Raw genomic sequence first — 13,007 nt, forward strand, 5'->3', positions numbered from 1 at the left:
GTTACGCCGGATTGGCCTGACGATATTTTTTCACCGCCTCCAGGGCTTTCTGAATATGCGCATCCGGGTTCTTGTCGGTATAGCTGAGCAGCACTTTTCCGTCAGGCGCGATCACATAAGACGTGCGGTCAGAGAGCGTTTTGCCTTTGAACACCATGGTGCTTTTATACTCGGCAGCCACTTTCGCGCCCGGATCGGCGGCGACAGTAAACTTGTCCCGGCACTCCAGCTGCGAGAATTTAGCAATCTGCTCGGTATTGCCTGCGGTGACGCCAATGACAGTGGCGCCCTGCTTGTTAAATTCATCCGTCGCCTCCGCGAAGTCATGCGCCTCCAGCGTGCAGCCTGCGCTAAATGCCGCCGGAAAGAAGTAGAGCACGACCGGGCCTTTCTGCAATGCCTGCTGTAGCGAGAAGGTGGTGGCCTTGCCCGCCAGCGCAGCGTCGAGTTTGAAATCAGGCGCGTTGTCGCCGACCTGTAGCGCGGCAAAGGCGCTGGTTGCGGGCAAGCTCAGGGCGAGCAGCGTGGCAGCGGCCAGTGTTTTCAGCGTATCTTTCATATACATTCCTTTCTCTCGGATAGGGAACAGGCGGAGTTGCCTGACGACCTTAATAAGAGTTTCGTCGACGAGCGCAAAAAGGTTTCGCTAGTGGAAAAAAAAGCTGAGGCGTTTGACGCGCTGGGCAAAGAGGCTGCGGCTGCGTTTCCTGTGTTAGCAGGATGGGCAGGATGGGCACGATGGGCAGGATGGGCACGATGGCCGTGGGCGAGGATCGCACAAGGATGAAAAAGAGCCAGACACCGACGCCGCATGATGCGGTATTTAAAACCTTTCTCTCACACTCCGCTACCGCGCGCGATTTTATGGCGCCGCACCTGCCGCCCACGCTGCTGACAATTTGTGACCTGAGCAGCTTAAGGCGCTGATACATTATGTGTTTCAGGCTGGTGAAACGCCGGATGTGAAAGCGATGATTCGCGAACTGGCACAGCGCGTGTCGCAGCATGAGGATGAACTGATGACCCTTGCACAACAACTTGAACAGATCGGCCGGAAACAAGGTCTCGAACAAGGTATTGAGCAAGGGCTGGCGCAAGGCCGCCGCCCTGGCGAGCAGGAAGCCAGCATGAAGATCGCCCCTAACCTGCTGAAAAAAGGCATGGATATGGCGTCAGTAGTAGAGATGACCGGTCTGTCAGAGGAGGATCTTAAACAGATCAATCATTAGGCCAGCCTGCGCGGTCGATATGAAAAGGCGGCGGTATGCCGCCGCTGGTTTGCTGGCTACTGCGCGACCTGTTTCAGCAACTGCGTCGCCGTCGCTGCTGACGAACCCGGATTCTGACCGGTGATCAGCAGGCCATCCTGCACCACGTAGGAACCCCAGTCTTCCCCTTTCGAGTAGAGTCCCCCTTTGGCGATCAGCTCGTCTTCGACCAGGAAAGGCACCACTTTTGTCAGGCCAACGCCCTCTTCTTCACTATTGGCAAAGCCGGTTACTTTTTTACCTTCAACCAGCGGACGGCCTGCGACGGTTTTGACATGACGCAGCACCCCTGGCGCATGGCAGACCAGCGCAACCGGTTTCCCGGAGGTAATAAACTCTTCAATCAGCGCGATGGAATGTTGATCCTCTGCCAGATCCCATAACGGACCGTGGCCGCCTGGATAAAAAACGGTGTCGAAGTCGGACGCGGCAACGCTATCGAGACGCACTGTAGCGGCCAGCTGAGCTTTGGCCTCGGCATCCGCAGAAAAACGGCGGGTCAGCTCGGTCTGGGAATCCGGCTCATCGCTTTTCGGGTCCAGCGGCGGGTTGCCTCCCTTTGGCGATGCCAGCGTTATCTCTGCCCCTGCGTCTTTAAAGACGTAATAGGGGGCTGCCAGCTCTTCCAGCCAGAAACCGGTTTTACGGCCGGTATCCCCCAGCCGATCGTGTGAGGTCAAAACCATCAGAACTTTCATCGCTATTCTCCGTTTGGTCACTGTACACAGTTAAAAGTAGACCAGTCGTCTAGGTTTTGCCGAAAAAAAAGCCGTTCCTGGATGGTGGCGCACGCTTGTCAGGATGTCACATGAAGAGCGCGCTGCGTCACGGCCATCGCTGTGTTGAAAGGACCTTTGTTGCGTACAATTTTCACCATAACGCTGGCGCCCAGCCAGAGCTGGTAAAGACTTTCCGCCACAACCTCAGGCGTCTCATCAGTCTGTAGCGAGCCGTCGGCTATACCCGCTTTGATCGCGTTTGTCAGCCGCATCACAATGGCTGCCGTGCCTTTCTCCAGCGTCAGCCGCATCGCCTCTGAAAGATCGGCCACTTCAGCTCCCAGCTTGACCGCCAGGCATTTACCCTGACAATCCTGAAAAGACTGGGTCTCCTGCCACTGCTGCCAGTAGCGCATCAGCCTCTGCTGCATCGTACCTTGCGCATGACCCAGCATGCCATCCATGCTGGACAGATAGTCGCTAAAATAGCGTTCAAGCATGGCAACGCCAAAAGCGTCTTTTGAAGCAAAGTAGTGATAGAAAGAGCCTTTCGGAACGCCAGCCTCGCCTAAAATCTCATTGAGACCCACAGCCGAATAGCCCTTGCTGGCCATAATGCGCTGGCCTGTCGCGAGGATGTGTTCACGGATGTCTGTTTTCTGCGGGGACTCGGCACTATTCATCATGGTAAAATTTCAGTTATTAGACCGGTCGTCTTGGGCGGGTGTGTTTTTTACACAAAGTCTATCACAGTTTATGCCCTGTGTTTAAAGGGCTGAAAGATCAAAGAGAAGGGAAGATTCTGCAAAATATGGCTGGCAAGCAGTTCAGAGCGAAACGCGAGTAATCCACGCTGTCTGGCGCGACAGAACATAAAGACTGCCAGCCAGCGTCGTGCATCGCGCAGCGGAAAAAACGGCTTCGCCCAAAACCGGAGTGTTACGGCACGCGGCTTAGCGCCCTTTCTTTTTGCGGCCAGGCTGAGTAAACCGTTTACGGTTTCCGGCGCGTTCATCGCTCTTCTTCGGAGCGCTGCTGACAGCGGGCTTTTTCACTGCGCTACTTTTCGCTGGCGCTTTCTTTTTGGCTGGCTTCTCTTCTGAAGAGGAGTTCTCAATCAGCTTAAAGAGTTCTGCCCGCTCTTCGTCAGTAAGATCGCGCCATTCACCCAGCGGAATGCCTTTAAGCGTGACGTTCATAATGCGCGTGCGTTCCAGCTTCATCACTTCAAAGCCAAAGTGCTTACACATACGGCGGATCTGACGATTAAGGCCCTGTACCAGGGTTATACGAAAAACAAAGGCAGACTCTTTCACCACTTTACATTTTTTAGTCACCGTACCGAGCATAGGCACGCCTGCGCCCATACCGATGATAAAATCGTCAGTGATCGGCTTATCTACGGTGACGACATACTCTTTCTCATGATTATTGCCTGCGCGCAGGATCTTGTTGACCAGATCGCCGTGGTTTGTCAGAAAGATTAACCCCTGCGAATCTTTGTCCAGGCGGCCAATGGGAAAGATACGTTCGCTGTGGTTAACAAAATCACGAATATTATCGCGCTCTTCCTCTTCCATCGTGGTGATGATGCCGACCGGCTTATTAAGCGCGATCAGCACCAGATTATCTTCGCTACGCGGTTCAATTAACTGGCCGTTCACTTTTACGCTGTCACCCGGATAGACCTGCGCGCCGACAGCGGCACGTTTGCCGTTGATAAACACGTTGCCCTGCTCGATGTAACGATCGGCATCGCGGCGCGAACAGATGCCGCTCTCGCTGATGTATTTGTTCAGGCGGGTGGATGAGTTAAGCAAGAGAGACCTCCAAAAAGCGCGGACTATACAACAAACTTACGGGTAAATCCTGCCCTTCATGCAGGTTTGTCCGTTGTTCTTCCTCAGCGATGTTATCGCGGCGTCAGAGAGCGTTTATGTAGCACATTCAGGGCTGATTTTCTCCTGTCCCTGATGCCAGGCTTGCCATCGCCATCACAATTTCCGATGACCCGCTCTCTTGTAAGTTTGTAAGCTGCGTGACAACATCCGTACATGTATATACATGTAACATCACGGCAGTTAACAAGGGCAGATAACAATTAACATCCCAGCTTAGCGAGGCACTTATGACAGCGGAACTCCCGGCAACAGAGCGTGCGGGCGGTGAAGGCCAGCGTCTTTCCGAAACCCGATCGATTGATTTCATCCCCCACCGCGAACGTCACGGACATCCGTTCAGCCAGTTCACGCTGTGGTTTGGCGGTAACCTGCAAATTACCGCGATCGTAACCGGCGCGCTCGCGGTGGTGCTCGGCGGCGATGTTGTCTGGTCCATCGTCGGCCTGCTTGTCGGGCAGATTATCGGCGCGGCGATCATGGCGCTGCACGCCGTACAAGGCCCGCGTCTGGGGCTGCCGCAGATGATTACCAGCCGCATTCAGTTCGGCGTCTTTGGCGCGGTAATCCCGCTGGTGCTGGTGTGTATTATGTATATCGGCTTTTCCGCCAGCGGCACGGTACTGGCGGGTCAGGCAATGGCGAAGCTGTTACATATCAGCAATGCCGCTGGCATGATCCTGTTCAGCCTGATTATTGTGGTGATCGCGGTGCTGGGATATCGGGTGATCCATCAGCTGGGCAAGGTGGCGAGCATCATTGGCGTGCTGGCTTTTCTCTATCTGTTCATCACGCTGCTGTCAACGCACGATCTGTCGCAGGTCTGGCAGAATCGTCACTTCACCTTCTCTTCGTTTTTACTTGCTGTGTCGCTCTCTTCTTCCTGGCAGATAGCCTTCTGTCCCTATGTCTCTGACTACTCGCGCTACCTGCCGGAAGACGTTTCGGCTAAACGACTGTTCAGCGCCGTGTTTTTTGGTACCGTGCTGGGAACGCAGGCGTCTATGACGCTTGGCGTCATCGTGGCGGCTATCGCAGGCAGCGCTTTTTCCGGCAATGAGGTGGGTTACATTGTGGGCTTAGGCAGCAGCGCAACCATGGCGATGCTGATCTATTTTGCTATCTGCTTTGGCAAGATCACCTTTACGACGCTGAACGCCTACGGCAGCTTTATGTCGCTGACCACTATCGTGTCAGGATTCAACCAGCAAACCTCTCTTAGCCAGCGTGGACGCATTACGTTTGTCGTTATGATGGTCGCCATCGCCTGCGCCATCGCGCTGATAAGCGAACCGGCTTTCCTGAAGTCTTTTACCCACTTTCTGTTGTTCCTGCTGGCGTTTTTCGTGCCGTGGAGCGCCATTAGCCTGACCGATTTTTATCTAATCACAAAGGGCCACATTGATATTCCGGCGCTGTCGCAGCCTGAAGGCCGCTATGGCCGCTGGAACTGGCAGGGTATTGCCACCTATTTTATCGGCGTGCTGATCCAGTTGCCCTTTATCGATAATCCGCTGCATCACGGTTCGCTGACCTGGATTTTCGCCGGGAATGATGTGTCGTGGATTATTGGCTGGTTTGCTACCGCCCTGCTGTGGCTGGGATGTTCACGCTGGGATCGTCGTGGGGCCTTGTCCGCGACGCGCTATCCTCACCTGGTGAAGCAAAGCGATGCCTGATTAGCGCATCTGTTATAAGGACAGGAGCGGAGTTGCTGGCCGCTCCTGTAGCCAGCAAGCCAAACATTTAATCAACAAACTCTTACATCAGAGTGAACTTCTAAAAATGTCCTCCATTTTGAGAATCGTTGTTTAATTTTTTGTTTTTTTACCCCTCCAGACTACCTGCATATAGTGCTTCTCCTTCGGCGTGTTTTCGCCTGTTTTGAAATTAAAATTAACCTAAAAATAACATTGATTCCCAAATGATAAGGTTGTGAGTTTCTAAAGAAATAACAGCGTGAAAATCACGTGCTATGATGCAAGCGCAGCCCGAATTAGTGCTTTGAGTAACTGAATATATTTATCGCGCACCTCCATCGAAATTAATCAGAGAGTAAGGTCTTTGTGCCTTTATTCGGTCTGTTAAGGGGTATGGCTGATAAATTGTCTTTTCTCGAAGAGAAGGAACAATTTGCAGCTAATTTGATAAAACGGAATTTTACAGGTGGAATGAATATTATGCGTAAAGTTTTACTGTCTTCTGCAATTATAATGGCAATGGGTTCTGTTAGTTTTGCCGGCCATGCAGCTGAATCTGCCACGCTGTCAGTGACAGGGGTTATCTCGCCTGCCGCCTGCGACGTCGAGCTGAGTTCGGCCTCTGTCGATTATGGTACGGTTCAGGCGTCCACGCTGACCAGTACGATGAATCAACTTGAAGCCCCTACGGTTACGGTGTCTGTCGCCTGCGATGCAGCAACAGCGGTTGCTGTACAGACGGTCGATAACCGCTCTAATAGCGCCATGACCCTGTCAGAAATCGAAAGCAATCTTGGCGTAACCTTTCCTCAATTAATCGATACCAACGTTTTTGGTCTGGGAAATGACAGCGCGGGTAATAAAGTCGGCGCGTTGATGCTGGCGATTAGCGATGCCACGCTAAACGGTACGGCAGGTAGTAATCTGCTTTCCAGTAGCGATAAATTAACCTGGTCGACGAAAACTATTTCCCCGACGGCCTCTTATGTGCTGACAAAAAATGGTTACTTTGCATTGGGAAACTCGGCTGACTCAGTAACGCCAGCTGTCGTCACGAATGCCAGCTATACGATCAAAAGTAATGTTTTATTGAAAAGATCGGATAAATATCCGAGTGGCGAGCAGGTTAATATTGATGGTAACGTGACGTTTTCCGTGGTTTATCTGTAATTCCTGACATCTCTGGCGAAGGCGAAGATGCCTTCGCTATTTTAAAAATATGTTATGAAAAAGTTAGCCAGATTGACGTTTGCGAGCGTCCTGCTCTCTTTTTTCTCCTCAGCCGCGCTGGCGGCAGGAGTAAAGCCTGAGTCGTCTGTACTCTTCCTCGATGATGATCATCGGGAAGCCACTATTAACATCGAAAATACTGACAGTAATAGCGTGCTGCTACATAGTACCCTGCAAACCATTCCGGAGGAGCCTGATAATAAACTTATTATCACGCCACAGCTGGCACGGATTGAGGCGGGGAAAAAACAACAGATACGCGTGGTGTTAAAAGAAGGGGTGAATTTAACGCATCAAACGATGCAGCGCATAAATTTTGTTTCTGTCCCTCCCGATGATGGCAAGAAGAATCGTGCTCGCGTGCTGATTGGTCAAAATATTCCCGTGATCCTTTCTCCCGCGAATTTACCGGAGAATATTGCCCCCTGGCGAGGGATTAAGGCTCAGTGCGCCGGAAAGTTTCTTAGCGTAAGCAACCCGACTAACTATGTTGTGCGATTAACCACGCAGCTCGATGTGTTACCGGAGGATAAAAAACTTATCCTGCCAAAAACCTATATTTTGCCGCAGGAAAACCTTCAGCTTCCGCTGCCGCAAGGCACTGTCTGTGGCGGCAAATCTGTTCGTCTGCATCCGGTTACGCGCTTTGGCATTTTAACCACGCCTTATGAGGTGAAGCTTTAATTCAGGTTGTTGCTGGGATCATGAAAAAAATAGTTTTTTTCAGTATCTTTTTTTGCGCTACCACGCTGGCGGAGCAGGAAATATTTGACCAGGAAATGCTGAAGGAGCTGGGCTATGACGCCAGTACATCTCAGCTATTAAGTGCGGGCGCGCATTTTCTTCCCGGCGACCATCCGACCAATATTATTATTAATAATCAGAATAAAGGGATTGAAATTATTACCTTTGACAGCGCAGGTCAGCCGTGCTGGACCGAGTCGCTGCTCAATCACCTGGGTATTGATCCGCGCCAGTTCGATAATAGCGTTCCGGCCTGTCTGAAGCCTATAGCGGAGAGCACTATCCGTATTAATCAACAGGTCGAGCGTAGTCTCCTTGAATTACAGATTTCACCTGACGCATTGCTTAACACCGTTCAGTATGTGACCGGAGGCGAAGCGCTGATGTTCAATTATGATGCCAGACGCTATCAGTATCAGCCTCGTTCAGCGAAAAGTTATTATTCGCAAACCCTGACGTCCGAAATCGGGGCGAACGTTGAGCAGTGGATATTTCGCAGCGGACAAAGCTATTCCAGCTTCGACGGCCAGAGTAACTTCACACGGCTTTACAGCTATGCGCAGCGTTCCTTGCCAGGCTGGGCATCAGTGCTACAGCTAGGTGAAATTACCTCAGCCGATCCCCTCTTTCCCGGTATCATGCTAACCGGTGCGCAGATTACGCCTGAAGGCGAATCCCTGACCCGCGGCCTGAATCAGGTTATGCTGGATGTTCTCGTCGCGCAGGCGGGAACTGTCGAGGTCTGGCAGAATAACGTCTTACTGAAAACCTTCCCCGCCGACGCTGGCGTCAACACGCTTACCGGCATTCCTGCTCTCAACCAGCAGGATGCCTTTTTGATTATCAGCCATGATGCGAGCGGCGGACGCCAGCAGCAAACAATTCCCTTTATCCAGGCCAGGCCTGTTGTCAGTCTGATGGAAACCGGCACCGCGCTGGCGGCAGGACGTCTTCGCCTGGCGCAGGATAAGTTTCCGCTTGTTACGGGTTCAACCGGGATATTTCACAATACGACGATGGCGTTAGCCCTTGGCGCGCTTGCCAGCGAGGATTATCAGGCGGGAGCCTGGCGCGCCAGCTTTCGTCTGACCGAACGCCTGCTGGCGACGCTGTCGCAGACCTTTTCCTTTGCCCGCAAACCCACGTCGAACAGTGGCACGACGCAGGGGGCGTACCAGCAGGCAGCCGTCAGCCTTCCCGTCACGCAGCGACTGTCGCTCTCAGCCTCCGCCAACTTTCGCAGCCGTGGCTATGTTGATACCAACAGCGCCTGGTCATCAAAGAGTGCCGCCAGCGATACGGGACAGATTAAATCTCAATATGCGTCCGGTTTTAGTTACAGCCACCCGACCCTGGGCGTTATCACCTTTTCGGGCAGTCTGTCGCACTCCTGGAAAGGTGAAAGCGCGCTGGGCTACACATTAGGCTGGGGGCGCGCCTTTGGCCGCGTTAACGTCAACACCGGATTTCAGAAGAACCGGCTGTCTGGCGATCTGCGCCACCAGGATAGCCGTTATGCTTACCTCAACCTCTCAGTGCCTTTAGGACATAACCGTAATCTGCGTAGCTGGATTAATAAAAACAACCGCGAAATGCGCTTTGGGGCGGGCTACGATCAACAGGTAAACGACAGGCTGGCGTGGAGCCTGCTGAGCGAGAAAAGTCAGCGTGAAGCGGTTTCGCTGGCGACCTCTGCAACCTGGACAAATACCTATACCCAGTTAAGCGGCGGTTTCTCCCGCAGCGAAAATATGACCAACTACAACGCTGGCGCGCGAGGAGGCACTGTCTGGCATAGTGAGGGGCTGACTTTTACGCCGCATAGCATCGGCGATACCGTTGGCATCATTTCCTTAAACCGCGATCAGTCGAATGTGGCCATTCGCACGCCAGGCGGCGTAGTCTGGAGCGATGGCAGCGGACATGCTGTCACCTCCTGGACGGCATGGCAGAAAAATACCGTGCAAGTTGACCAGCACAGCCTGCCCAAAAGCGTGCAGATCCCCGGCGGCATTATTGATATCACGCCTTACCGTGGCTCAGTTGTGCCGGTGGTGATGCCGGCGTTTAACGTGCGCCGCGCGCTGCTGACCTTTCAGCCGAGCGAGCAACCTGCGCCGGGCAGCCCGGTGAAAACCGCCAGCGGTACACTGGTCGCTTTTGTTAATGAAGATGGCACCCTGTTTGTTGACGATCTGCCCGAAGGCGCGCTTATCAGTCAACTGCCGGACGGCTCGCAATGCTCAATTACGCTCCTTACGCCCTGGGTAAATACGCCAGACGCGCTATATGCCTCATTACCCGCGAGATGTGTATTGTGAAAACCTTATTGCTTTCAGCGCTGGCCTTTACTACCGGGCTGTGGGTCGCTACCGCGACTCGTGCCGAATGCCAGATTCAGCTCAGTGAAGCCCAGATTGATTATGCGCCCCTGACCAGGGGCGAACTCCTTTCCTTTCCGGGCAATACGCTCACCTCCAGCGAGCTACGGATTGGCGAGGCGCGCGATCTCAATATGACGCTCGTCTGCGATCGTCCTACCCTAATGGCGCTGGGGTTTAGCGGAACGGCCAGAGACGGAGAAAGTTACCGTTTTGGCGCTGATGGACGGGCGATGCTGAGGCTGCATGATGTGTTTATCGATAATCAGCCCGTCATTATCGACAGCGCAGGTCAGCGCGGGGTTGCAATGGCGTTTACGCCTGGTCGTTCCCTGCGTTTCTGGCAACAGGAGAGGCTGGCAACGGGAATGATACTGCGTGGGAAAATCACTGTTACCGCCTGGGTGCCTGCTGAATCCTCAAAGGGAAACGAACGTAAGAGCTGGGAACTCACTGGCGCATTTTTTACCGGCGGCACGCTGAACTGACGGCGCAGCAGAAAGCCCGGCGCTACACATACCCCATCATTTTCAACATCGACTGCGGCTGATGCATCGCCTCAGCGCGATGGGTGACGCCCAGCTTCTGATAGAGGTTGCGAATATGGGTTTTGAGGGTGGTTATCGCCACGTCGAACTCGCCGGCAATCTGGTCATTACTGTAGCCGGAGTAGATCAGACCGAGCACCTGCCATTCGCGCTGCGTCAGGGGATTGGTGCGGAGCAGTTCCGGCACAGCCGGATGAGTGAGCAAGCGGCTGATAAAGCCTTCGTCGAACCGGGCGAATCTATGGCGATGGTATGTGGTGATTTCATTGAGAATGCGACGCGTACGGTGGCTGGCCAGTTCTTCCAGCACCACTTCCGCCTGGCTGAGATCGCCCTGTAGGATCTGGGCGCGCGCGATGTTGCGCTACTGCCCCTGTAAGAAGTGATTATTGGCAAAGGCGGGTATTTCGGTATGCCGCATCCAGCGTTTTCCAGCCGATTAAACGTGACGTGGATTATTAGCTGGTTTCCTGCTGCGCTGTTGTGGCTGGGATGCTTATGCGGGGATCGCCGCGGGAGCCTGACTGCAATTCGGCACTACACATCCGGTGAGTGCAAAGAAGCCTGATTAATCAGCAAATGATTCCCATTCAGGAGCGGCATTCCTCGCCGCTCCTGAACCTGAGAAAGATAAAAGTTAAACAGTAAATAAAAGCACACCGAAAAGTCGGTATGGATAGCCATGAATTCATTCTATTTTAATAATCGATGTTTTTATTTTGTAGGCTTCCTCACTCTTTACTCTCACGGTATATAAAGACTTTTCTTGAGGATCTCTCGCTTATCTCAGTATGATTTAACAAAAAATTTCTACGCATTTTTAAATGAGGATTTTTTTGCGCCTTTCAGAAATGGTGGGCTGGAAAACACATGTTATTATCCTTTCACGGTCAGGGTTACACGTTCCAGTAATAAGATAGAGCAGCGTGCGATTCTCTGGATTAACGCCGAGACAGACAGCGCTGCCTTTATCCTGACTGTTAATGGATGAGAAAAATTAACTCTCTTTGCAAGCAGGAAAAATAATTTCTGCTGATTAATTAAAAGCCAATTCAATAAGGGAAGTGGATGCCATGAGTAAAATTTTATTATCTTCTGTGATCGCTATGACAATGGGTTCTGTGAGCGCTGCCGTTTATGCTGCCGATTCTGCAACGCTGTCGCTGACAGGTTCTATCTCCCCTTCATCCTGCGATGTTTCGCTGAGTGCCGAATCTATCGACTTCGGTAGAATCCCTGCGTCATCGCTGGACGAGGAGTTTAATGAAATGATGTCTGCCCCGTTTAATGTTTCTGTGACCTGTGATGCGGCGACGGCCGTGGCTGTTCAGGCTGTCGACAACCGTCTCAGCAGCGCCATGAGCCCGGCAGAACTGGAGTCCAGCATGGGTGTAACCTTCCCTGCATTAACCGAAAAACACATTTTCGGGCTGGGGAATGACAGCGCAAATGAAAAAGTTGGCGCAATGGTAATGACCATCACGGAGGCAACCCTGGGCGGCGTAGCAAATAACAATGTGCTTTCCAGCAGCGATAAATCTGCATGGACGATGCACAGGGTTTCTTCCACATCGTCTTTTCCGCTGGCAAAAGACAGTTACTTTGCATTAGGCAAAACGGTGGAGTCAATCAGCCCGGCGCCGGTGACGAATTCTAACTATACCCTCAAAAGCGGTGTCTTTTTGAAACGGGCGGGTAAATACCCAAGCGGCGAAGAGGTGAATGTTGACGGTAACGTAACCTTCTCCATTGTTTATCTGTAATGTCTAACTCCACTAGCGAAGGCGTTTACGCCTTCGCTATTTCAGAGGCCGGTTATGAAAAAAACATGTCAATATGTGCTTGCGGGAGCTCTGCTTTCATCATCTGTATCTGCCGCGCTGGCGGCTGGAATAAAACCTGAGGCGTCCGTTCTGTTTCTGGATGAAACACACCGTGAAGCAACAATAAACGTTCAAAATACGGACTCGAGTGCGGTACTGCTGCACAGTACGCTACAAACCATTCCTGAGGATCCTGAAAATAAACTGATTATTACGCCACAGCTTGCGCGCGTGGAGGCAGGAAAAAAACAGCAAATACGCGTAGTGTTAAAAGATGGTGTGAAATTGATTCATCAGACCATGCAGCGTATTAATTTTGTTTCCGTTCCGCCTGATGATAATAAGAAAAATCGCACGCGTGTATTGATCGGCCAAAATATCCCGGTTATCCTTTCGCCAGCTGAGTTGCCGGTAAATATCGCGCCATGGAAGGATATAAAAGCAGCATGCTCCGGGACGTTAATTAAAATTAGTAATCCTGGAAAATATGTTGTTCGCTTAACGACCCAGGTTGATTTGTTGCAAAGTAATAAAAAAATAACCTTGCCTAAGACATATATTTTACCTGACGAAACGCTGTCGCTTTCACTGCCGAAAGGAACGGTCTGCAATAACAACTCTATTCGTCTACATCCTGTTACCCGATTTGGTATTTTAACGACACCTTATGAGGTGAAATTGTAACTACATGTGCTG

General features: G+C 52.0%; 12 protein-coding genes and 2 pseudogenes. 9 read left to right on the forward strand and 5 right to left on the reverse strand.

Annotated features, from left to right (window positions below; genetic code table 11):
* Position 1: 1 nt before the first annotated feature.
* On the reverse strand, positions 2-565 hold the full coding sequence (locus BBB56_RS10105) for a peroxiredoxin (RefSeq protein WP_123800831.1): 564 nt from the start codon (positions 563-565) through the stop codon (positions 2-4).
* A gap of 218 nt (positions 566-783) precedes the next feature.
* Here BBB56_RS10105 and BBB56_RS23755 point away from each other — a divergent pair.
* Together BBB56_RS23755 and BBB56_RS23760 are read left to right on the forward strand one after the other, a co-directional pair.
* Positions 784-921 (forward strand): annotated as a pseudogene (locus BBB56_RS23755) (Rpn family recombination-promoting nuclease/putative transposase); the annotation flags it as partial.
* A gap of 50 nt (positions 922-971) precedes the next feature.
* Positions 972-1,229: an Rpn/YhgA-type helix-turn-helix domain-containing protein gene (locus tag BBB56_RS23760; RefSeq protein ID WP_233593020.1), complete on the forward strand. Its 258-nt coding sequence runs from the start codon at positions 972-974 to the stop codon at positions 1,227-1,229.
* A 56-nt stretch (positions 1,230-1,285) separates the two neighbouring features.
* Here the strand turns inward: BBB56_RS23760 and BBB56_RS10115 are convergent, their stop codons facing one another.
* The 3 genes from BBB56_RS10115 to rluF form a co-directional block, all read right to left on the reverse strand.
* A complete protein-coding gene (locus BBB56_RS10115; protein ID WP_123800832.1) occupies positions 1,286-1,966 on the reverse strand; it encodes a type 1 glutamine amidotransferase domain-containing protein in 681 nt (226 codons plus the stop codon).
* A 98-nt stretch (positions 1,967-2,064) separates the two neighbouring features.
* Positions 2,065-2,670, reverse strand: a complete 606-nt coding sequence (locus tag BBB56_RS10120; protein ID WP_123800960.1) for a TetR/AcrR family transcriptional regulator — start codon at positions 2,668-2,670, stop codon at positions 2,065-2,067.
* 270 nt (positions 2,671-2,940) lie between these two features.
* A complete protein-coding gene (rluF, locus tag BBB56_RS10125; protein ID WP_123800833.1) occupies positions 2,941-3,834 on the reverse strand; it encodes a 23S rRNA pseudouridine(2604) synthase RluF in 894 nt (297 codons plus the stop codon).
* Positions 3,835-4,115: 281 nt separating this feature from the next.
* Here rluF and BBB56_RS10130 point away from each other — a divergent pair, with 281 nt between their 5' ends.
* The 5 genes from BBB56_RS10130 to BBB56_RS10150 all read left to right on the forward strand — a co-directional run bounded on the left by BBB56_RS10130 (position 4,116) and on the right by BBB56_RS10150 (position 10,428).
* Entirely contained in the window at positions 4,116-5,564 is a 1,449-nt protein-coding gene (locus BBB56_RS10130) for a purine-cytosine permease family protein (protein ID WP_123800834.1), read from the forward strand.
* 414 nt (positions 5,565-5,978) lie between these two features.
* A complete protein-coding gene (locus BBB56_RS10135) occupies positions 5,979-6,755 on the forward strand; it encodes a DUF1120 domain-containing protein (RefSeq protein WP_123800835.1) in 777 nt (258 codons plus the stop codon).
* Between the two features lie 54 nt (positions 6,756-6,809).
* Entirely contained in the window at positions 6,810-7,499 is a 690-nt protein-coding gene (locus BBB56_RS10140) for a fimbria/pilus chaperone family protein (protein WP_123800836.1), read from the forward strand.
* Positions 7,500-7,519: 20 nt separating this feature from the next.
* On the forward strand, positions 7,520-9,880 hold the full coding sequence (locus tag BBB56_RS10145) for a fimbria/pilus outer membrane usher protein (RefSeq protein WP_123800837.1): 2,361 nt from the start codon (positions 7,520-7,522) through the stop codon (positions 9,878-9,880).
* Entirely contained in the window at positions 9,877-10,428 is a 552-nt protein-coding gene (locus BBB56_RS10150) for a DUF1120 domain-containing protein (RefSeq protein WP_123800838.1), read from the forward strand. The genes BBB56_RS10145 and BBB56_RS10150 overlap by 4 nt, the downstream gene beginning before the upstream one ends.
* Before the next feature lie 22 nt (positions 10,429-10,450).
* On the opposite strand, the pseudogene BBB56_RS10155 reads toward BBB56_RS10150, so the two are convergent.
* A pseudogene (locus BBB56_RS10155) lies at positions 10,451-10,912 on the reverse strand (LuxR C-terminal-related transcriptional regulator); the annotation flags it as partial.
* Positions 10,913-11,561: 649 nt separating this feature from the next.
* Between BBB56_RS10155 and BBB56_RS10160 the strand changes: the two are divergent.
* Both BBB56_RS10160 and BBB56_RS10165 read left to right on the forward strand, forming a co-directional pair.
* Positions 11,562-12,251 carry a DUF1120 domain-containing protein gene (locus BBB56_RS10160; protein ID WP_123800839.1) on the forward strand — a complete coding sequence of 230 codons (690 nt, stop codon included), beginning with the start codon at positions 11,562-11,564 and terminating at the stop codon, positions 12,249-12,251.
* A gap of 54 nt (positions 12,252-12,305) precedes the next feature.
* Positions 12,306-12,995, forward strand: coding sequence for a fimbria/pilus chaperone family protein (locus BBB56_RS10165; protein ID WP_123800840.1), 690 nt, complete (start codon positions 12,306-12,308; stop codon positions 12,993-12,995).
* Positions 12,996-13,007: the final 12 nt, after the last annotated feature.

This window comes from Candidatus Pantoea deserta (genome assembly GCF_003813865.1).
GTDB lineage: Bacteria > Pseudomonadota > Gammaproteobacteria > Enterobacterales > Enterobacteriaceae > Pantoea > Pantoea deserta.